The sequence below is a fragment of the Candidatus Enterococcus wittei genome, assembly GCF_002140175.1.
GTDB classification, from domain to species: Bacteria; Bacillota; Bacilli; order Lactobacillales; family Enterococcaceae; genus Enterococcus_B; species Enterococcus_B wittei.
The window spans coordinates 257,852-281,126 of the sequence record NZ_NGMO01000001.1; the positions used below are offsets into that span (position 1 = coordinate 257,852).

Genomic DNA, 23,275 nt, shown 5'->3' on the forward strand with positions numbered 1-23,275 from the left:
CTGTTTTGTATCCACTTACATTATAACAAAGTCGCCATAAATGGTCTACACCTTTTGTGATTTAAAAAAGAAAATACCAAATTATAATAAAAACTATAGGTATTTACTATATAATTTGCTATCATTAAACATAACGATAATAAAAGCTGAAAGGAAAGAAAAATGAATAGAAAAAAAATCATTTTAAGTTTAAGTATGGCGGCAACCCTTTTATTTGCAGCAGGTTGTACAAATAATTCTACAGATAATACCTCCTCAAGTAGTAGTGAAACAACTGAAAAAACAACAGCAAGTAGTACAGTGGAGAGTATTGATTTGAACGCTTTAGATCTACCTCAATTAAGTTCTGAAGTTGCTGACAATGAAGATTTAATCGAAATGGTGACAAATAAAGGAACGATCAAAATCAAATTATTCCCTGAAATTGCACCAAAAGCCGTGGAAAACTTTATCACTCATGCCAAAGATGGTTACTATGATGGCGTGACTTTCCACCGAGTGATCAAAGACTTCATGATTCAAGGGGGCGACCCTAAAGGAAACGGAACTGGCGGGGAAAGTATTTGGGGCGAAGGCTTTGAAACAGAGATCTCTAATCGTCTCTATAACATCCGCGGTGCCTTATCTATGGCGCGTACCCAAGACCCCAATAGTAACGGCAGTCAGTTCTTTATCGTTCAAAATTCAGATGATATGCATGATGGGTTACTAAAAGACGATTATCCTCAAGCCATCATCGATGCTTATAAAAATGGCGGTTATCCTAGTTTAGACGGTGGATATACCGTTTTTGGACAAGTTATTGAAGGGATGGACGTCGTAGATGCCATCGCTAACGTCGAAACAGACAGCTCAGACAAACCAACTGAAGATGTAAAAATCGAAAAAATCAATATCTTACAAGAAGCTAAATAAGTAAACTCATCATAGAAACAGCCATCTTCCTATCAGATTTCACTCTGATAGGAAGATGGCTGTTTTGTGTTATTGTATTCTAAAGGTCAAGCTTGCTCATTAACGATAAATGTAAATTCGCATTCGCACACTATTTTGTCGTCGACATAAGCAGCTGAAAGAGCCGTTCCAACTGGGCCCTTCATTTTGGTGATTTCAAAATGACACTTCATCACGTCTCCAGGGACAACTTTTTGGCGAAATTTTGCTTTATTGATACCGCCTATATAGGCACGTTTCCCTAAAAATTCTTCTGATTTCAAAATCAAAATCGATCCTGCTTGAGCCAACGTTTCTAAAATCAACGCCCCAGGCATGACAGGATTGTCAGGAAAATGACCTTGAAAGAAATCTTCATTGATCGTCACATTTTTAGTTGCAATGATTTTCTTGCCAGATTCCAAAGTATCGACATAATCGATATAACAAATGGGATAACGGTTTGGAATGAGATCCATCACTTCAGTTGCTGATAATGCATAAGACATAAGTTAACTCCCTCTTTCAGGCATTTGCCAGAATTAATACTTTGATTATCAAAGTATCATATTCTTAACTATTTGGCAATCTTTTTTTATTCGTCAAAAAAATAGTTTGACAATCAAAGCATTTTGCATAATAATAAGAAGTCAAGAAGTTATTTTTTGAACTTATATATTTTTATAAACTAAACTTTCATGGAAACAAAGGAGTGTCTATATGTCATTTTTAAAAGGGAAAAAAATCGTAATCATGGGTGTTGCGAATAAACGTAGTATTGCTTGGGGTCTGTCTCTTATACACATCTAGATGTGTATAAGAGACAGGTCTATATGTCATTTTTAAAAGGGAAAAAAATCGTAATCATGGGTGTTGCGAATAAACGTAGTATTGCTTGGGGTTGTGCTGAAGCAATGAGAAAACAAGGTGCAGAAATCATCTATACGTATCAAAACGAACGGATGAAAAAATCATTAATCAAGCTGGTTGGAGAGGATGCTTTTACAGTAGAATGCGATGCCTCTAGCGATGAAAGTATTCAACATGCGATGGATGCTATCGGGGAATATGCTGGAGAAATCCACGGATTAGTTCACGCAATTGCCTATGCTAACAAAGAAGAGCTTTCAGGAAACGTTTCGGATATTTCTAGAGATGGCTATCAACTAGCTCAAGATATCAGTAGTTATTCTTTAATCGCTGTAGCAAAATATGCTCAAAAATATCTTGCTCCTAATAGTGGAATCGTCAGTATGACTTATCTAGGTTCACAGCGTGCCATCCCAAATTACAATATGATGGGAATCGCCAAAGCATCTTTAGAAGCTGCGATTCGTTACTTGGCAGCAGAATTTTCACCTAAAGGCATTCGTGTCAATGGTATTTCTGCCGGAGCAATCAAAACACTTGCAGTAACCGGTGTCAAAGACTATCAAAAACTAATTGAATTATCTGAGTCTCGTACGCCTGATCAACAAGGAGTTACCATCGAAGAAGTCGGAAATGCCTGTGCTTTCTTGATCAGTCCACTATCAAGCGGGATCATTGGTGACATTATTTACGTAGATAAAGGGGTTCATTTATCTTGATCCATAACAAAAAAGCAAGTATCAAAAGCCACTGGGCTTTGATGCTTGCTTTTTTCTAACCATATAAATTGATGATAAGTTATACCAGTATTCTACTATCTATAAAGAGGTACAAATAGATTTCCCTTTATTCAAACTAAATGAGATACAAGTTGTTTTCTTTTGGCCATAAATAGGGCAACTTAGGCGAAAAAATTTAAAATAGACATCGTTATTCCCGAGATTCTCCACTTTATCACTTTTCTTCCAAATTTTATCTAAAGTTCAGCTTGAACCCATTTAATATTTATCATGATAAACCCTTACTCTACTACCTCGATCCAACCTTTCGGTGCTTCAACATCACCAAATTGAATCCCAGTCAATTCATCATACAACTTTTTAGTGACTGGTCCTACCTCTGTTTCACTATGAAAGACGTGTAACTTGTTATTGTAATAGATACCACCGATTGGTGAAATCACAGCGGCTGTCCCACAAGCGCCTGCTTCTGTGAATTGATCAAGTTGATCAATGTAAATATCCCCTTCAATTACTTTAAGTCCTAAGCGTTCTTCAGCAATCTGCAGCAATGAGTTTTTTGTGATACTTGGTAAAATCGATGGAGACTGAGGTGTAATGAATTTCGCATCTTTAGTAATCCCAAAGAAATTGGCTGCCCCTACTTCCTCGATTTTTGTATGCGTGGCAGGGTCAAGATATACGCAATCAGAATAATCTAATTCTTTTGCCTCTAGTCCTGGCAATAGGCTTGCCGCATAGTTCCCTCCTACTTTAGCAGCACCTGTTCCCTTCGGCGCTGCTCGATCATATTCAGAAACAATGAAATTCGTCGGTTTCAAGCCACCTTTGAAATAAGCACCAACCGGCGTACAAAAGACCACAAACAAATATTCCGGTGCCGGATGAACCCCAATGTTTTCCCCAACACCGATTAAAAATGGACGTAAATATAGGCTTGCTCCTGTTCCATAGGGTGGCACAAATTCTTCATTTGCTTTGACAACTTCTTTCACTGCATCGACAAACATCTCTTCAGGTACCATTGGCATCAATAAACGTCTAGCACTATGATTCATCCGTCGGCTGTTTTGTTCAGGGCGGAATAAATTGATCTTCCCATCTTTTCTTCGATAAGCTTTTAACCCCTCAAAACATTGCTGACCGTAATGAAGGGCTGGTGAACCTTCATGGATCGATAAATAATTTTCTTCAGTCAGCTCACCTTTTTCCCATTCACCATCTTTCCATTTCGCGATATAGCGCCAAGGTGTCTTGATATAAGAAAATCCTAAATGTTCCCAATCTATTTGCATGTACATTCCACCAATCTTCAGTTTCCGAATATTTTAGCATTATCTTTTCTGTTTGTCATTGTTTATTTTAATTACATATACACATCAGTAGAGTTCATAGATATCTAACTATTTATTTCAGTTATTTATTTTCTTTTTCTGATGGTTCTTGTTACAATACAAAAAAGAACATTTAGAAAAGAGGATTTTATGTTTTCAATGATTACAGCAGCTGGAACAACCACTTCAACAGGAGAAACGCTCACCGATCAAGCAGTCAGTCAAGTCAATGCGTTTCAGCGTTTCTGGAATGGAATCGACTGGGATGGGATTCTGGCCACGCTGATCCAAAAAAGTTTGTATCTTCTCTTTTTGATCATTCTATTTGGCTTCCTTAACCGTATCGGCAAATATTTGATTGATAAGTCTTTTAAACAGTACTCTAAAAAAACCGTGATCAATGAAAGCCGCTTAAAAACGTTACAAAGTCTTTTGAATACCGTTTTTTATTATACTATGGGCTTCTTCTTTATCTACGCCATTTTATCCGTCATTGGCGTACCTATTGGTTCACTCTTAGCCGGAGCAGGAATTGCTGGGGTAGCGATTGGTCTTGGTGCACAAGGTTTTATGAGTGATATGATTAATGGCTTTTTCATTATTATGGAGCAACAGATGGATGTCGGTGATTATATCAAACTAACTAACCTAACCATTGAAGGGACAGTCGTTTCTGTGGGGATTCGAACCTTACAATTAAAAAGCGTGGATGGAACAGTCCACTTTATCCCAAATCGTAATATCACGACAATCAGTAACCTCTCTCGTTCAAATATGCAAGTCGTTTTAAATATCCGTATTGTACCTGAAGAAGGTTATGATAAAATTTATGAAATCATTCAAAAAGTCAATGAAACACTGGCTATAAAATATGAAGAAGAATTACAAACAGAACCATCCATTTTTGGTTTGGTCGACCTTGGAAATAGCAATTTTGCAATCCGGACTATTTGTTACGTGATCAATGGCAAACAATTCGCTTTACAAGAAGAATTCTTAAGCTCTTACGTCAAAGAACTGACGGCAGCCGGTTTTACGATTCCTAACACCCCCATTCTTTTGAAATAGTATATTCCGCTTTAAACAAACCGAAAAATTCGCAAATAGAAAATATTTACGGATTCTTCGGTTTGTTTCTGTAAAGTAGTAAGATGCCCCACTGTACGAATTCTTATACTTCAATAGGAAGTTTACATACTCCAGTTTGATCATCTATTGGTTTTCAGTAGTAACAATAGACTAGCAAAAAAATATGACCCCGAATAAAATCATTAAAAAAAGTTTTAACCTCTTGGTGATGAGTCGATATGAAAAAGTATCACTCTAAAATTAAAAATAAATAGAAAAAAGACGTTACTTTCCTTTTATTCAAAAATATTTTAATATCTCTCTTCCCAAAATCGATTTGAATGCAAACCTACATTGACAAGTTATTTCATTATTTTTAGATGGATTTTTTATCACTGTAAACCAACTTCTTGTATTTTTATAGAAAGACTGTCCTTATTGAAATGATTTTAAATCTCAAGAATCATTTTTTACTATCCAATCAAGACTGGCTTAGACATGTAAATGATATTTTAGGATTTCGATTAATTCCTGAAAATAGCTGTCAATCAACCTTTTTAGGTACTCTTCACTATCAATTACATTTTCTTTTCTTCCAACATGTTATCATCTATCTTCTTACATGTTGGAGGAAGACCTACACTACTTGGCTAGTGCTTTAGGTTGTAAGTTTAATTTTTTCTGTTTCTTGTTTATTTGTTGATCGATTGTAGTTTGGTTGATTCTGATGCTTTTTTCGGTACTTGTGGCTACAAGATTCAAGAAAGGTTGATTTGTTGTATCCTTTGTGATCTCTGCAGTCTTCACACTCTTCGTAGTTCCTACAGTTATCGGTACTTCTTTATTTGCTGTTTTCTCCTCTGTATTATCCGTTGTTCTTATGGTGGTTTGCTCTTGAGTTTTATTCAGTTGAAGATTTCTTTCAAAGATCCCATTTCCAAGTATGTAAGGTAATGCTAGATATAAAAACATGGAACGATTGGTTTTCTCGGAGACATTAGGCTCACTGGATTCCTTTTCTGATTCCACCTCCTTTACGCTTCTTGTCACGCGTGGCCGTTGATTAAAACCTCTACGGTCAGCGATATCTCTGAGGAGCGTCATAACCATCTCCACATCCATCATCTGAAAATTAGCCCGCAACATTGGATTTCTATAGATTTCGTTTGCCACGGCCCAGACTGATATCGTTGGCTTGTTCAACGATACCGCCAAATGGTTCACAAATAATTTAAATGGGACAGATTCTAATAGATTTGGGTATTTAGCGATGTAATTGTTTATGACATCTTCTCCACTCCTACTAAAGCCTGACTCAACACGAGAATAATAAATTACATCCTCTTTCGCTGACATAATATGTGTTGTTTCATGTAAGATTACTTCACGTGCAACTGGTGCTAGTTGAGCGCCTTTCTCGATATCTGGATCTAAATGAAAAGCATCCGCAAAAATAAACATTCGACATTCTGGATCACCTCTTACTGCCATTCCTTCTGGACCAGGTGATTTATAAAGAGAGCGGTACTCCTGAGAGCCTGGTAGACGAACTAAATCAGTGGAAACAATCCAAACATTATCAAATCCAAAATCCACTGTTTGTTGAAGAAATTCTCCCCCTTTTTCTGCTATCGATTTTAGTCTCTTGACGATTTCGACTAAGATCTCTTCTTGATTGGTTAATCCACCCAATTTAAACATGTTGGTCAAATATTGACCTTCTAGAGTCTCTACAAATGTTTCTTCTTTTAACAAATTCTCACATGTTTCAATTACCTTTTTACAAGTCTCTTCTGCTTCCATAAAACCTTCTACCAATTTTTCTCGAAAAAGTTTGATAAATTCTGGCACCCTATCTGAGTTAAATCCGACATATATACGAAAGTCAAGTTTAGATGTCTGAGGCAAGTACATAAGGATGTCCTTCATCATTCTATCCTTTAGCCATTCGCTGTCATCAAAATACATCGGTGGGCATTCTGGAAGAAATCCTGAAAATTCACCGAGTGCAACACGGTAATCTTCCACTCTCGGCCACCAAAAGTCTGGTGGATATGCGACTGCTCCTCTAAGCCTCGTCCACTTTTCTGAATGTCCAAGTGAAATCGTTGGAAGTTCATTAGGTGGTGGAAGTAAAATGTTTCTATTTTCCTGTAAGGCCGCTAGTTGTGAATTTATATACGATTCTTCCACTGAATCCTTTGCTGTTTTTTTCTGCAGATATCCTTTACTTCTTCGGCTTGGTGATTCTATTTGTTTTAAAAAAAGCTCCTCCCTGACTTGCTTCTTCTCCAACTCAGTCTCAAATCGAAATTGCCTTTTTTCTGCATCAAATCTCAAGACCGTCATTTCCTCATTGTAATTTTTTTTCACTAAATGATATCGATTTAATTCGTTATCCAGTAAAATCAATGGAATGTAGTGCTCCTTGATCTTGATGTAGGATCTGTCTGACTTTTCCCACATCAAACCTCTGCAGTCTGAGGCAGAAAGAACACTTGGGTCCTTTCTCGTTTCAAACTGATCCACCATCCCAGCAATCTTTGTCTCTACCTCTTTTGAGACAAAAGGAGAAGTTGATGCTTCAAAATACCATTCCACGCCATTATAATTCACTGGTAGGAATTTTCCCGTATGTGGGTCATAAATATCCAATCGGATACCGTGCCCCTCGATTGCCGTGATGGATACCGGAATGTGCTTTCCCTTCATTCGGATAAAGCGTTTGGTTTCTTCTCCTTCTTTGGCTACCGTTACAAGTATTCCTACCCCATAGGCTTGAGGATTGGGATTCTCTTCGAGGACAGAAATCTGATCTTTATCCAGTTTGACCTCCAAACGATCGATCAACTTTAGTTGATCCGCCGTAAATTTGGCAGGTCCCCTATAGAGTTCTAACTGGTTGCCTTTCAACATGTATAAGTCACCAAATACCTCTGCAGTTTCCAGATTCGTCACGCGACTATATAAATGAGCTTTTACGATTCTCACAGGGACTACTAATCCATTTTCTGGCAATCTTCCCATGACAATAAACTTTTTCAATGCCTCTCGTGACTTCTCCATGGTCTCTATTCTTTCTAACAGGTCTTTTGTCTTCTTGGTTACCCAAAATTCATTTTTAAAGTTCACTAATTTTTTGGTAACCAGTCGTCCCCCACCTATGACTAACTCAAACCCTGGATCGATGGTCCGTGCGAGACTGAACACAATTTTTCTGATTTCAGCTACTTTAGGAAGGAAACTAGTACTGCTTTTAATAACACCTTTAATACCACCTCTGGCAAATGCTCGGGCCACCCCTAACGCAAATTTCATATTGAGAGAAGTGATTTGTCCTAATACTGGAATGAAAAGCAACGCATCAATCGCACACGAAGTAATTGCTTTCCCAATATCTTGATCAATGATTCCTACCACACAATCATAAAATGGGATGAAATGCTTGATGACATCCCAAATTTTTTCGAGATCCGCTTTATCGTTTCCCGAATCGTACAGTTGTTTATATAGTTGATCACTATGTTTACGACTCAATGTCTCAATGAACGGTTCTATTTCCACCCCATGGGATAATTTCTTGCTTCGATTCACACGAGCAGAGAACTGAAAATATTTATCCCCTATACGTATCTCATTTCCTTCTTGTCGATACCCTTTCTCCCAAAGATCTTTTCGATTGAATAACCCATATTTGAGATAGGATAAGGGATCTTGATCGACTCGATAGAGGAGATATCCCCCTTCGTCCTCAAGTCTCTTCAATGCATACCAACGTTCTTCATTCCCTTGAACAGCCACAAACAGATCCGTTTTATCTAGACTAAGCGTGGTATCCTCCCACGTCACTCGTCCTTTCAAATTAATCAGTAACATCCCACCTGTTCCTGGTGCCCCACCTGTATAGTGGGTTTCATTTTTCAACTCGGCAAATCCCTCGTAAAGGGTAGTTGTTTTTGAGAAAATAAACGCACGTTCCTTTTTATCAACTGCATTCAGCGCAAATTCAATCAGTTTTTTATCAAGAGGAAAATACGTTTCCGAGACGTTTTTTGTCAACTTAGTATACATGACTTCTAGTTTAACTGGAGACCAGTCGATGTCTGGACAAGGATCTGAGCCTATAAGATAATTTTGTTTGATGATATGAAAATACATGAAAGAATATTTGTCACGACATTTCTGTGCCACCTTTGCTGCTATGGCATCTTTCCGACGCCATTGAAGCAGGGCTTCCTGATATACTTTATACAATCGATTAAGTATTTTTTGATTTTCAACAAATTTAAAATAGCCAGCTTGTTGATACCCTATAAACGTGCTAATTGCGACTTCTTTGTAGGTACCTGCAGCCAATGCCTCACGTAATCGATCTGGTTCCAGTTGAGCAATAGCCAATAAGGCGGGCATCAGAAGAGAACGTAATTCTTCATAGTTGGTCATTCCTTTTTCAAGGATCGTTTGCCAAAAATGCTCTCCCATCAACCGATAATCCTCTTGACTAAACGACTGAGGATAGCCTCCCTCTTTTAAAATTTTCGCGCCTGTTAGTTGCATCAATGATTGATAATCCGAAATCAATACGTCATCGGCTAGACCACTCCTATCCACAAAATAATTAGGCAGCTCCTGCTGAAGCAATAAATTCCACAAATTTCTAAAGATTTCCCTATGTTCATGAGAAAGGATAGGCGCATCTAATTGAATCAGCCCTTCTTTCTCTAGGTTTTCGATCGTAAATAAATTCCTCAGACGTCCAATAGTAAATCGGTCGATATCTGGAGCTGACACCAGTGTTTTGACCATATAAGCTTCCATCGAACTCCCTAATATCGTTTCAAAGACCCATTTCATGATGGTTAATTCAGCATCTTTATTAGAAATATTCTCCTCTATTTTTCCACCATAAAGCTTCAATGATTTCAGAATCACTTTCGCTAATGGTTCTAGTTTTTCAAGATTGAAAATCGTTTTTTTATTCTCTTCTTGTGTGACCCATTCTCCCAGGGCAATCAACAATAGTTCTTTCGTTGGTTGATCAGAAAGTAATTTTTTCTGTTTTAAAAACTCTTCGACTTGTTTCTTCACATTTGGATCACGCCATTGAACCGTATCAGCCTTGGACTTGTCTGGACTTATTGATGTAGGCATACTCGTTTCTTCTGGTTGCCTTGTTTGTTCTGTTTGATTTGCCTGATTTGCCTGATCTGCCTGTTCTGCCTGTTCTGTTTGTTCTGTTCCAAAAGCTACGGTAGCACTTAACCGATTTCTATTGTCCTCCATCATTACGTGTACCCATGTGGTGACAGTCAGATAGGCTTCTTCCTCTGAAATAACTGTCTCTTCTCCCATATCAAGAAAGAGTTTCGCTAATTGTTTGATTTTAATGGTATCCAACGTTACTGGATTTGCTCCTTCAAGTAGCGCCCAATCCCCAACTATATCTATCAGCTTATTGGTGTCTGCACCTTGACAATCGATCCCTTTTTCGGTGAAAAAATCCATGAGTTTTTTTCGGATGTTCTCTTTTTGTTCGCTATTCCACTCAGGTAAACTGGGTTTCTTTTCCTCCTTAACAACAGTCTTAGTTGGATCATCGGCATTTTCTTGCAAAAATGCTTGGATCTTTTCATTGATTTCCTGAGTGACATCGTTTTCCTCTTCTTGTATCACCTCTAATTCGGAGGCTGTCGTTCCATTGACTTGACTGCTTTCTGTAGTTGTTTCTCTTATCTGGGTCTCATTGAATGTTCCATTATTTCCCTCTGATTCTAGAAAAGGTATTCTAGTAGTTGGCGACGGCATAGCCTCCGCACCTAAAAACTGGAGGCCAATGGACTGTTGGAGAAAACCATCGACTACTTTATAAAAATCTGTGGCTAGTTGCCAAATTTGAGGCATAAAACCCTCTTTTTCAGGATTCAATATAGACTCATTTTTCATCAATATTTCAGGTGTCGTTTCTAGTACGGGGTCTGATACCTTTTCTGGAGTTACTTCTGATTGCTTCTTTTTCTTTTGTATTGCTGGATTTGAAAATGATGTTTTCCACTGATCATTTAAGTTCTTTTCTAACAGTGAGTTAGTGGGAACTTGTTTCCCATAATCTACCGAAAAAGTTTGCAATAACAAATCCACAAAATACGACATCAACGAACTGTTTGTATCTTCTTGTTCTTGAGCATAAGGTGTATGTTCGTGTTGGGAAAAAAACTGGTAAAATCGCTCCGTTAATCCCGTCCAAAATGTTTCTGTCACTTGATTATGTATATAATTTTGGGTATCTATTGTAACGTTATGTTTGTTTTCAAAAGAATCTTGGAAGATTTGGCTTAGTTTTTGAGCTGTTTCTTCTGCAGAAAACTGAGAAGTTCCTTGAACATTCGTGCCGGTCACAGGGTGAGTAGAAATAAAAAGGTCCTCACTTTCTTGTTTCATTCCTTGATTATTTTGTGCCTCAGCTCTACCTACGGCATCCTGACAAACCGTAGTAAAACTCGTTTGTTCCACACTTTCTCCTGTGACGATCCATGTGTTCACCTGATCCGTCCTTCTCGTAGTGCTACAATTCATCAGTTGATAGAGGTCATGAACTTTCTGATGAAAAAAAACACTTAATTCATGCGCCCTCTTCGCTACATCGATGTCTTGTTGTGTGGACGTTGAGGTCCGATTATGTAATGTCTGATTGCTAAAAAGAGAATTAGCACTAACCAACGATGGTGCGATCGATATGGCAGGATGAGACATGGTCTGGTTCATATTCAAGGACTGGATTCGCTCACGATTGATAGTGGAGGTTGAAACGAAGGAATGGATCCTTGTCTGATTCCCGTCTCTTCTCACATCAATCCGTGTACTCACTTCAAATGCTGGGGGAGTTCTTTTTAATACCATCTGTTGATCGGGTAAATCTAATGGTGGAACCATCGCCAACAAGGTCCCCCAGGTATGAACCCAGCCCACTGGGCGTTTTATTCCTTCGGGTGTAAGGGTGTGTCCTGATGTGTTGGAGACATTATTTAAAACTCTTTGATCATCTCCTGACTTATTCTTGTCATTCATTTGGTTGTAGAACCGACCACTTGTTCTTCTGGAAGCAGTTTGTGGTATCCTTGACTTTTTCGGCATCTCTGACTTCTTTGGTTTAAATGGTATCCTGAATTCCTGTGGCATCTTTTTCACTCCTTCATTGAATTTATAGGGATGTTTTGTTGCATAAGCCTTCATTAATAGTAGCTACGGATCAATGATTTTCTATCAATAACAAATTTTTTAATTGTATCAAAATCTCTCCGCATTTTCTTCAAAAAAGCAACACTTTTTTTGCAATGAGCAATATTTCAGTAGATATAAAAAACGTGAAATAAACAAAAAAACAGATATAACCTGGATGAATCAAACGAAAGATCACCCATCTTTATAGTTTCAGTCATTTGCTCTCTCTTTAGAGCCTCCTTTCATAGTGATTTTATAAAATAAAGGAAGGCAAATATCATCTTGGAATTTGTAATTATTTGTCTTGCCTTACTTATATTCTTAAAGTAAGAAAGCAGCGAATCCACGAACAAAATATGTCCACGCACTTTTTTGATAGCAAAAAATGTCTATAGATAAGCTTAGCAATCTGTTTTGAGTTAGCATCTTTTTTCTTTTTCCTCACTAAGATTAGTTGACAAATAGTCATTATTTTTTCGGTTCTAACTTAATTTTTACTGATCAAGACAATAAAATAGAACCACAAAAAATATGGAAACCTATTTTCTGCAGCTCTATCTTATCACTTAGGTCAAAGCGTTATTGCCACACCCTAACTTACGATATCAATTTTTTCTCTTATTTCGTCAATTTTTGGTAGGACGATATTTTGTCGTTCTAATTCATGTGCCATGTAGTTGACTGCTTTCAACAGTTCTTTTCGTGTAATGATCCCTTTAAATACCTTTTCTTCCGTTACAACTGGTAAGAAAGAAGAATCCACTAATAAATGTAAGACTTCTTCTAATTCCCAGTTTTCATCAATGGTCGGCACATCAGTTTCCATCACGTCAGCCACGGTTAAGCCCTCTAACGGATCCATACTGATAGTTTGCAGATCAAGCATTTTATTGACTACATCGGATAAACTCACAAGTCCAACAAAACGATCGTCTTTTCCTAAAACAGGTATTTTTGAGTATCCTACTTTTGACAAGACTAGCAACCCATGAGATAACGGATGCTGATACATGACATTTGCCACGTTTTCTGCAGGAATCAAAAACGTTTCTTGATTTTGCAGTAATAATTCTCTTACAATTGGTCCAATCATTAGTTGGCCTCCATTTCAATTTCTTTCAACATCATTCATTCTACCGAAAACGGATGCAAAATACATGTAATTGGCTCTTTTTTTAGCAAAAATTAGAGATTTTTAAATGAACGTCTAAAAATCAAAAGCCAATTTATCCATCGGTTGATGTCTACGATTATAATACTGAACGTGAAGACCTTCAGAAATACGATCAATCAACGCATAAGCAGGAATCATGATAGGGCCACGAGGCTGTGAGATACTTCCAGGATTGAGAAACAATATCCCTTGATGAAATTCACATCCTAGTTGATGCGTGTGTCCAAAAAGTGCGATCGTCGCTTGTTGTTCTTCTGCTTCTAAAGCGAGTTGAGTTAAACCAAAGCGAACATTCGACAAATGACCATGAGTCATATACACTTGGTCTTCTCCCGTATCGATCAATCGTTTCGTTTTGAAATCTGTTCCAAAGTCACAATTTCCTTGCACACCATAATATGTTTGCCATAAAGAATCATCATCAGCTAGTTCTGAGTCTCCACAGTGAAAGAAGAAATCCACTTCTTGTTTGTACCGATCCAGCAATTCTTGCAGGATTTTTCGATCACCATGATTGTCACTTACTACTAAATAACGCATTTAACTCTCCCCTTCTAGCCATTCCTGCCATTGTTTACTTAATTTTTCCATGGCCAAACCTCGATGACTATGTCTATTTTTTTCTTCACTAGAAATTTCTGCTGCAGATTGCTGATAGCCATCAGGAATGAATAATGGATCATAGCCAAAGCCATTTTCTCCTTTAGGAATCCGGCCAATCTTTCCTGGCCACTCAGCTTCTACCACTAAACTCTCTTTATCAGGTGCCGCAAATACTAAGGTGCAATGGAATTGCGCTGTACGCTCTTCATCAGGCACATCTGTCAATTCAAATAATAGTTTTGCATTATTACTCGCATCATTTTTATGCTCACCAGCAAAACGAGCGGAGTAAACGCCTGGTCTTCCCCCTAATGCATCGACCTTTAGCCCGGAATCATCAGCTAGAACGGGGTGTTGTAATAATCGGGCAATCGTTTCTGCTTTTAGGCGGGCATTCTCTTCAAAAGTTGATCCAGTTTCTTCGACATCGGGTATTTCTGGATAATCAAACAGTGTCTTGACTGTATAACCTTCTTTTGCGAACATCGCACGAAATTCTTCCGCTTTTCCTGCATTTCTTGTAGCAATAATGATTGTTTTATCTTTATTATCCATATTGTTTGACTCAATACTACTTAATAAGACATTTTTTTGTTCCAAAATCAACGACTCGATGGCTGTCTTTCCGTAAAATAGCATTTCATTCAACTGTTCACCGTCAAAGGTTGCCTCTTCCCCAGTTCCTTGAATCTCAACGAATTTGCCGGATTCTGTCATCACAAGATTCATATCTACAAAAGCCGAGGCATCTTCTTCATAATCCAGATCAGTTACACAAGTTTGATCAGGTAAAATACCAACACTGATTGCAGCTAGGTGCTCTTTGATTGGGTCTTTCACTAATTCTCTTCTTTGTAGCAATGTATCAACTGCTAAACGTAATGCGACAAATGCTCCGGTGATACTGGCCGTACGGGTTCCACCATCTGCTTGGATCACATCACAGTCGACGATGATACTGCGTTCACCTAGTTTCTCTAGATCAACAACAGCTCGTAATGAACGACCAATCAGACGTTGAATCTCCATTGTTCGTCCACTTAATTTTCCTTTACTGCTTTCTCGACGATTTCTAGTAGATGTCGCTCGAGGCAACATACTGTATTCAGCAGTAACCCAACCGGTGCCTGTTCCTTTTAAAAACGGGGGTACAGATTCTTCAACAGTTGCGGAACAAATCACTTTCGTTTCCCCAAAGCTGATTACTACTGAGCCTTCGGGATGTTTGAAGACATTTGTTTCAATTTTGATTTCTCGTAATTCTTGTGGGCTTCTTCCATCATGGCGCATGTTATGCTCCTCCTAATTCAATATGTTCAACGATGATTTCATCAAGTTCTAGCCAATCTTCAGCGATTTCTTGGAAAAGCTTTGCTGAACCTGTGGTGTAAAATCGGCAAAGTGACCGACCATTCTTCGGTGAATTACTAATTTCGAAATAATCGAGTAACATGGATACTTCCCCAATCGTTTCTGCGCCTGAATCAATCAGCGCCACGTTTTCACCAATGACATTTTGAATGATCGGTCGAAGCAAAGGATAATGGGTACAGCCGAGAATCAACGTATCAAGCTTTTTCAGTTCCAGTGGCGCTAATGTTTGTGCCACGATTTTTTTTGCTACCGATGAATGATATTCTTTACTTTCAACGACTGACACAAATTTAGGACAAGCAAGACTAGTCACTTTCAATTCAGGCGATTTCTCAAGTAAGGCTATCTCGTAAGCTCCACTTTTGACTGTCCCTGCTGTTCCGATGACACCAACACATTTGTTTTTTGTTTGTTTTACAGCAGCTCTAGCCCCTGGAAGGATAACGCCGATCACTGGAATCGGTAAAGCTGCTTTGATTTCTTCTAAAGCTACGGCAGTCGCAGTATTACATGCGATGACTAACATTTTAATGCCTTTTTCTAAAAGAGCATTGGTCATTTCCCACGTAAATTGGACGACTTGCTCCGCAGGTCTTGGCCCATAAGGACAACGTGCTGTATCTCCTATATATAATATATTTTCATTAGGCAATTGTTTCAGTGCTTCTTTGACGACGGTCAGGCCACCAACACCGGAATCAATAAAGCCTATAGGGCGTTTATCTGTCAATCAGATCATCCTTTTTCAATAAATTCTACCTTCTATATTGTGGACTTTTTGGCTTGAATTATCAAGTCCAATCTATTCTGTTCGTAAGAGAAATTTTGTTTGCAAGTCACTAAAAAAAGACAAGTCGAATGGAGCCATTCGATACCTTGTCTTTTCTGATCATTGTTATCAAGCGTTCATTTATCATGAACTAATCCTTTATTTAATAACTATATTTCCGTTTTTCCAAAGCTGCGGAAAGAAGGGATAAAGCATAGCAAACCACAAAGTACATTAATGTCATCATGACAAACATCGGCAATACATAATTTGTATTTTGACCATAAATGATCCGTGCTTGGTGTGTCAATTCTGGCAATGAGATAATGACCGCTAATGACGTATCTTTGATCAAAGAAATCAGCTGGCTGACAATCGCCGGAATCATTGATTTAAATGCTTGCGGCAACACGATCGTCCGCATCGTTTCCACATAAGTCAGACCTGTGGAAAGACCAGCTTCCATTTGTCCTTTAGGTACAGCATTTAAACCTGCTCGAAAAATCTCCGATAGCATTGCTGATTCAAAGATCGTCAATGCTGCTACTGCCGACCAAAAAATATTCATCTGGATGCCAATCTGTGGTAAAGCAAAATAGGTAAAGAAGATGATCAGTAACAATGGAAGATTACGAATAATATCAATAATAAACCCAAGTATTTTTGAGAGATAAGGGATATCTGCAAAACGCAACACACCTGTTAAACCACCGATCAAAAAACTAAAGATGATCGAAAATAACGAAACCTCGACCGTTACTTTTAATCCTTCGAGTAGAAAGCGGATATTCATCCATGAAAAAGCACCACTAAAATCCATCTAATTTCTCCTTTCTATGAACGAACCGCCCATTTTTTCTCAAGATAAACCATTAAGTAAGACAATGGTAATGTAATCACTAAGTAAAATAAGCCAACGATGATATACGTATCAAAAGTGTTGAAAGTTTCACTGGCAATCAAATCCCCCTGATACATCAAATCTAGTCCAGCAACAATCGCTAGAATCGAAGAATTTTTGACTAAATTGATGAATTGATTTCCTAATGGAGGAATAACAATTTTAAAGGCTTGTGGCAAAATAATGTATCGCATCGTTTCTGCATACGTAAATCCTGATGACAGCCCTGCTTCTGTTTGACCTTTTGGAACTGTTTGGATCCCCGATCGGACGGTTTCCGCAATAAATGCAGAGGTATAGATCGTCAAACCAATCGTTCCTGCTTGAAAGCCATCAAAGCTGATCCAATAAAGAGGGATCACTACGTAAAAAAACATAACGATAATCAATAGTGGGATATTTCTAAAAAACTCTACATATGCTTTGGCAAGACCACTGATGATTCTGTTATGAGACAGTTGGAATATAGCCATCAATGTCCCAATCACCAAGCTGAAGAAAAGAGCCAAAATACTAGCATAAATCGTCACTTTAAACCCATCAAGGAAAGTTGGTCCATAAGTTTGTAACAGTTCACCCATTTTTTCCCCTCCTTAATCTATTTTTCCTTGGTTGGTATCTGGGAACCATTTTTCATAAATTTTATTATAGGTCCCGTCTTCTACCATTTCTTCCAAAGCTTTATTAACAGCATTCAAAAAATTTTTTTGTCCTTTGTTGATGGCGATTCCATAAGGTTCTTCAGTAAAGGTTCCCCCTGCCAGCTCATACTCTGGGTTTTCATCAGCCATCCCTAATAAGATGGCATTGTCCGTCGTCATCGCATCCCCTTGACCGGACTGAAGCGCAGTAAACCCTTCTGCATAATTCTCTAATTCTAAGATCTTTGCATCCGGCGCTTGCTTTCTAATATTAGCCGCTGAAGTTGAGCCTTTGACCGCAAGTACCGTTGTATCCGCATTTAGATCTTTGATACTTTTGATTGGACTTCCTTTTTTCACAAGTAACGATTGCCCGGCATCAAAATAAACAGATGAAAAATCAACTTGCTTTTTACGTTCATCGGTAATCGTCATCGTAGCAATAATGGCATCGATATTCCCATTTTTAAGTAAAGGAATCCGCGTTTTTGATGTCACTTCAACAAACTCAGCTTTTCCAGCTTTTCCTAAGATTTTCTTAGTGATTGCTTTTGCAATATCAATATCAAAGCCTTTGACACTTTGGCTTTCGATATCCATCATGCCGAATAGGCGAGTATCATATTTTACGCCCCAAATGATTTCATTCGTCTCTTTACTTCGTTTTAAAATATCTTCTTCTGCTAAACTATTTCCTTTGCAGCCAGTCAATACGAGAAAAACAAGCCCAAAAAGAAAAAATAAACGCATCATTTTTGTTTTACGCATCTTGTTCCTCCTATCAATGATTGATCACTTTGCTGATAAATTGTTTTGCTCGTTCTTCTTTAGGATTTTCAAAGAAGTTTTTCACATCGCGACTATCTTCCAATACTTGACCTTCAGCCATAAAGATCACCCGATCTGCTACTTCTTTTGCAAAACCCATCTCATGGGTCACGACAATCATGGACATGCCGTCAAGGGCAAGCTTTTTCATAACATCCAATACATCGCCAATCATTTCTGGATCAAGCGCTGATGTTGGCTCATCAAATAACAGCATTTCAGGATTCATCGCTAATCCACGAGCAATCGCTACACGCTGTTGTTGTCCACCTGATAACATGGAAGGATAAGAATCTTTTTTGTCCAACATATTCACAGTCTTCAAGAATTTCTCTGCATTTTTGACAGCAGTTGCTTTATCTTGTTTCAATACTTTGATCGGTGCTAAGGTGATATTTTCTAATACCGTTTTATTAGGATAAAGATTAAAATGTTGGAATACCATGCCGACATTTTTCCGTATTTCCGTCAGCTTCGTCGTCTTATCGCGTATGTCCACATCATTGATCAATAGTTTTCCTGAAGAGATCGTTTCTAATCCATTGATACAGCGAAGCATCGTACTTTTCCCTGAACCAGAAGGACCGATGACAACGACAACTTCTCCTTTTTCGAATTCGAGATTTATATTTTTTAACGCATGGAATTTACCGTAGTATTTTTCCACGTGATCGAATTTAATCATTGCCATACCATTACACTCCCATTATTATTTAGTAAGATTTCTTTTAAAGATATATAATAGAACACATTATATCCGAAAGCAGATCCCCTTGTAAAGTTTCTTGGAAACTTACGTCATTTATTTTCTTAACACTTCAAAATAAACTACGCTTTTTTTCGCCTTTTTTCAAGTATTTTACTTACGAACAGTTGTTTCTTCTCTCAAAAAACGGTAAGATATGAAGTACTTAGTCTTACAAATTATAAAGAGGTGTTCTTTTTTTGAAAAATATCATATTAACAGGAGATCGTCCAACTGGCAAGCTACACTTAGGCCATTATGTCGGCTCTTTAAAAAAACGTGTAGAAATGCAAGCAGATGAAAACAATCAATTATTTATCATGATTGCTGACATGCAAGCACTAACAGATAATGCAAAAAATCCGGAAAAAGTATCTTCAAACGTCTTGGAAGTGGCTTTGGATTACTTAGCCGTTGGTTTAGATCCAACCAAATCAACCTTGTTTATACAATCCCAAATCCCTGAGTTAGCTGAGTTAACGATGTACTATTTGAACTTAGTCAGCGTCGGTCGTGTCCGCAGAAATCCAACCGTAAAAACAGAAATCGAACAAAAGAAATTTGGCGAAAGCGTTCCTACTGGCTTCTTCATCTATCCAGTTTCGCAAGCAGCTGATATTACTGCATTCAAAGCCAATCTCGTGCCTGTTGGTGAAGATCAAAAACCGATGTTAGAACAAACTCAAGAAATCGTGCAAAGTTTCAACCATACGTATGGAGAGGTATTAGTTGAACCTAAAGGCGTCTTCCCACCAAAAGGCATGGGTCGCTTACCTGGGATCGATGGCAATGGAAAGATGAGTAAATCATTAGGAAATGGGATCTATATCTCTGATCCAGCTGATGTCCTTAAGAAAAAAGTGATGAGTATGTATACTGATCCAAACCATATCCATGTAGAAGATCCTGGTCAAGTGGAAGGAAATATGGTCTTTACTTACTTAGATGTGTTTGGCAAAGACAAAGAAGCAATCGAAGAAATGAAAGCCCACTATCGTCGTGGAGGACTTGGTGATGTGAAGATCAAGCGCTATTTGATCGATGTGTTAGAAGAAAAATTTGGACCGATCCGTGCTCGCCGTGAAGAACTAGCGAAAGATCCACAAGCAGTCATGGAGATTTTACGTAAAGGAAGTGAAGAAGCTGCGAAAGTTGCTGCAGCCACACTTTCTGAAGTCAAAAGTGCCATGGGGATCAATTACTTCAACTAAAAATATAAAAGCTCTTTTCCAATAATGTTGGCGAAGAAAATGATTGGATGGCTGGAACAGAAGTGGTTAACTCCGAGAAACAAGAAAGAATTCATGAAAATTGCTTTTCAAATTTTTGTGAATCTCAGCTTATTATCGAAGGAATTGCTTCTCGCCGTTTATATGTATTTAGAGCGTGAAACAAGAGTAAATCATACTTTTGTTCCATGCTCTTTTCCTATTCATGACTTTAGGCTTTGTTAAATAAATCGCAGGAATTGAATCTACAAAAAAATCTTTAATCATTAGGATATAATTGCTCAGTCTTAATGAGAGGAACGATACAAAAAGGTATCCGAGTAAAAAACTAGAAAATCATAAAATAAACCGATCCTCAAAATTTAGACCGAAAGATCTAACTTTTAGGATCGGTTTAAAAAAGATTTTCTAGCTTTTTTTAGATTTATTAACGAATATTGGCATCCACTGTATCTGTCAAAGCTTTTTCGACTTTTGCCATTGCTTTGTTGATTTCTTCATCCGTCAAGGTTGCTTCAGGATTTTCAAATGTCAACGTATAAGCCAATGATTTGTAGCCTTTTTCAATGTTATCTCCTTGGTAAACATCAAACAATTGACAATCTGTTAAAAATTTACCTGCTGCTTTTTCAATCACCGTCATGACTTCTTGATTGGTGATCGCTTCTGCCACTAACATCGCAATGTCACGTGTAACACTTGGGAATTTCGTTACAGGTTTGAACGTCATTCCTTTTTGTGCCGCTTCAACAATCGCCTCTAAATCAAACTCGGCTACATAGGTTTCTGGAATATCATAGGCTTTAGCTGTCAATGGATGAACCTGCCCAACAAATCCAATGAAAGTTTCGCCTAAATAAATTCCCGCAGTACGTCCAGGATGTAATTCTTTTACGTTAGAAATCGCTTGGTAGCTGACTTCATCTGTCAATGATAATTGATTGAACAAGTTTTCTAAAATCCCTTTGATCGTGAAAAAGTCAACTACTTCTGGTTTAGTTTGCCAACTTTTTTCTTGCCATGTTCCTGTGATTGCTACTGCAGCATGAGTCCTTTCTTGGGGCAATTGAGCAAGTGGGTCATTTTCTTGATAGAAGACCCTCCCAACTTCATAAAAGGCCACATCCGTATTTTTACGAGCGGTATTGTATTGGATATTGTCCAATAGACCGCTGATCAGATTCATACGTAACACGGAACGATCTTCACTCATTGGCCAATCTAAACGAGTAACTGCCGTTTCTTTCAAAACGAATTGACGAGATTTTTCCTCTGTTGTCAAGGCATAACTGATTGCTTCTGTCAATCCGCTATCTTCTAGTAAAGTACGGATCTTACGAGTCGTTTTTTGTGCGTTGGTTAAACTTCCAGCGACTGTTTCCCCATTTGGTAGGGTGGAAGGTAAACGGTCATAGCCGTAGATTCTAGCCACTTCTTCAATGATATCTGCTTCAATTTGGATATCCCATCTTCTAGGTGGTACCACTACTGTAAAGCGTTCTGCTTCTACTTGATAACCAAATCCAAGCGCTTCAAAGATTTCACTCACTTCTGGGACTGTTAGTTCCGTTCCTAGGTAGTGGTTGATCCGAGTTAAAGTGATGTTTACTTCTGACTCTTTTGCTACGTATTCTGTCCCTTTGACTGCTCCTTGAAGGACTTCTCCGCCTGCTAAGGAGACGATCATTGCGGCAGCTACGTCACACGCTTGTCCGACTGTTGCTCGATTGATTCCTTTTTCAAAACGAGCGGAAGATTCACTTCGTAAATTGAATTGTTTAGCCGTCCGGCGAATCGAAACTGGATCAAAGATAGCAGACTCTAAAGCAACCGTTGTCGTCATTTCGGTAATTTCAGAATCTAATCCACCCATAACACCCGCTAAAGCCACTGGTGTTTTTCCATTCGTGATGACTAGGTTTTCAGATGTTAAATTACGTGTTTCTCCATCTAACGTCACAATTGTTTCTGCTTCTTTGGCTTGGCGGACAATGATTTCTTGAGACCCTAATTTATCATAATCAAAGGCATGTAAAGGTTGTCCAAACAAAAGAAGGATATAATTCGTGATATCAACGACATTATTGATTGGTCGAATGCCTTCATTCATCAAAATATTTTGTAACCATTGTGGACTTGGTTGGATCTTCACACCTTCAATGATACGGATTTGATAAGCCGGAACTAATTCTCGTTCTTCTACAGTGACTTTAATCTTATCTTTTGCTTGAAGATTGGCTTCAACTAATTGTTCATCATTAAAAGTCGGTGTTTGTCGATAGATCGCTCCTACTTCATAAGCCACACCACGCATAGATAAGGCATCTGCCCGATTGGGTGTGATCGATAATTCAATGATGGCATCGTCCATATCTAAATAAGAAAAAACTGGTTCACCATTTACTGCATCTTGTGGCAAATAGTAAATACCTTCTGCATAGGATTTAGGAACCACGCTGTCTGAATAGCCAATTTCTTGCAAGGCACAGATCATCCCATTGGATACTTGCCCACGCATTTTACCTTTTTTGATTTTGACATTCCCAGAAATCCGTGAATTCGGCAAAGCAACAATCACTTTGATGCCAGCTTTCACATTTGGTGCACCACAAACGATTTGTGATAATTCTTCTTCTCCGATATCCACTTGACAGATCGATAAATGATCAGAATCAGGATGTGGGATACATTCTTTCACTTCGCCAACAACAATTTTTTTCAGACCCTCTGATGGTTGGGTGATTCCTTCTACTTCAATTCCTGTAACAGACATTTTATCCGCAAGTTCTTGCGGTGTCACATTCGATAGATCGACATATTGATTTAACCATTTATATGAAACTAGCAT

Annotated in this window: 16 protein-coding genes; 4 read left to right on the forward strand and 12 right to left on the reverse strand. The window is 38.2% G+C overall.

All coding sequences use genetic code 11. The annotated features are described in order from the left end of the window. Positions 1–162: 162 nt before the first annotated feature. Positions 163–915: a peptidylprolyl isomerase gene (locus A5844_RS00935; protein ID WP_086283199.1), complete on the forward strand. Its 753-nt coding sequence runs from the start codon at positions 163–165 to the stop codon at positions 913–915. A gap of 86 nt (positions 916–1,001) precedes the next feature. Here A5844_RS00935 and fabZ read toward each other — a convergent pair whose 3' ends face one another. Then, the gene (gene fabZ / locus A5844_RS00940; RefSeq protein WP_086283200.1) at positions 1,002–1,442 is read right to left on the reverse strand and encodes a 3-hydroxyacyl-ACP dehydratase FabZ; all 441 of its coding nucleotides are present in this window, start codon (positions 1,440–1,442) and stop codon (positions 1,002–1,004) included. Positions 1,443–1,766: 324 nt separating this feature from the next. Here fabZ and fabI point away from each other — a divergent pair, with 324 nt between their 5' ends. Further along, complete coding sequence (fabI, locus tag A5844_RS00945) at positions 1,767–2,522, forward strand: enoyl-ACP reductase FabI (protein ID WP_086283201.1); 756 nt, start codon at positions 1,767–1,769, stop codon at positions 2,520–2,522. Between the two features lie 302 nt (positions 2,523–2,824). Here fabI and A5844_RS00950 read toward each other — a convergent pair whose 3' ends face one another. Next, positions 2,825–3,838, reverse strand: coding sequence for a branched-chain amino acid aminotransferase (locus tag A5844_RS00950; protein ID WP_086283202.1), 1,014 nt, complete (start codon positions 3,836–3,838; stop codon positions 2,825–2,827). 189 nt (positions 3,839–4,027) lie between these two features. On the opposite strand from A5844_RS00950, the gene A5844_RS00955 reads away from it, so the two are divergent. Further along, positions 4,028–4,945: a mechanosensitive ion channel family protein gene (locus A5844_RS00955; RefSeq protein ID WP_086283203.1), complete on the forward strand. Its 918-nt coding sequence runs from the start codon at positions 4,028–4,030 to the stop codon at positions 4,943–4,945. A 642-nt stretch (positions 4,946–5,587) separates the two neighbouring features. Here A5844_RS00955 and A5844_RS00960 read toward each other — a convergent pair. The 9 genes from A5844_RS00960 to A5844_RS01000 form a co-directional block, all read right to left on the reverse strand. After that, entirely contained in the window at positions 5,588–12,121 is a 6,534-nt protein-coding gene (locus A5844_RS00960) for a hypothetical protein (RefSeq protein ID WP_086283204.1), read from the reverse strand. 634 nt (positions 12,122–12,755) lie between these two features. Beyond that, complete coding sequence (gene cbpB, locus A5844_RS00965) at positions 12,756–13,256, reverse strand: cyclic-di-AMP-binding protein CbpB (RefSeq protein ID WP_086283205.1); 501 nt, start codon at positions 13,254–13,256, stop codon at positions 12,756–12,758. Between the two features lie 114 nt (positions 13,257–13,370). Further along, on the reverse strand, positions 13,371–13,877 hold the full coding sequence (locus tag A5844_RS00970) for a metallophosphoesterase (RefSeq protein ID WP_086283206.1): 507 nt from the start codon (positions 13,875–13,877) through the stop codon (positions 13,371–13,373). Beyond that, on the reverse strand, positions 13,878–15,230 hold the full coding sequence (gene rph / locus A5844_RS00975) for a ribonuclease PH (RefSeq protein ID WP_086283207.1): 1,353 nt from the start codon (positions 15,228–15,230) through the stop codon (positions 13,878–13,880). Position 15,231: 1 nt separating this feature from the next. Beyond that, positions 15,232–16,044 carry a glutamate racemase gene (gene racE, locus A5844_RS00980; RefSeq protein ID WP_086283208.1) on the reverse strand — a complete coding sequence of 271 codons (813 nt, stop codon included), beginning with the start codon at positions 16,042–16,044 and terminating at the stop codon, positions 15,232–15,234. A 202-nt stretch (positions 16,045–16,246) separates the two neighbouring features. Continuing rightward, entirely contained in the window at positions 16,247–16,903 is a 657-nt protein-coding gene (locus A5844_RS00985) for an amino acid ABC transporter permease (RefSeq protein ID WP_086283209.1), read from the reverse strand. Positions 16,904–16,917: 14 nt separating this feature from the next. Next, a complete protein-coding gene (locus A5844_RS00990) occupies positions 16,918–17,565 on the reverse strand; it encodes an amino acid ABC transporter permease (RefSeq protein ID WP_086283210.1) in 648 nt (215 codons plus the stop codon). Between the two features lie 12 nt (positions 17,566–17,577). After that, the gene (locus A5844_RS00995) at positions 17,578–18,393 is read right to left on the reverse strand and encodes a transporter substrate-binding domain-containing protein (RefSeq protein ID WP_086283211.1); all 816 of its coding nucleotides are present in this window, start codon (positions 18,391–18,393) and stop codon (positions 17,578–17,580) included. A gap of 13 nt (positions 18,394–18,406) precedes the next feature. Then, entirely contained in the window at positions 18,407–19,144 is a 738-nt protein-coding gene (locus A5844_RS01000) for an amino acid ABC transporter ATP-binding protein (RefSeq protein WP_086283212.1), read from the reverse strand. Between the two features lie 254 nt (positions 19,145–19,398). Between A5844_RS01000 and trpS the strand changes: the two genes are divergently transcribed. Further along, positions 19,399–20,409: a tryptophan--tRNA ligase gene (trpS, locus tag A5844_RS01005; protein WP_086283213.1), complete on the forward strand. Its 1,011-nt coding sequence runs from the start codon at positions 19,399–19,401 to the stop codon at positions 20,407–20,409. 445 nt (positions 20,410–20,854) lie between these two features. Here trpS and pheT read toward each other — a convergent pair whose 3' ends face one another. Continuing rightward, the gene (pheT, locus tag A5844_RS01015) at positions 20,855–23,275 is read right to left on the reverse strand and encodes a phenylalanine--tRNA ligase subunit beta (RefSeq protein WP_086283215.1); all 2,421 of its coding nucleotides are present in this window, start codon (positions 23,273–23,275) and stop codon (positions 20,855–20,857) included.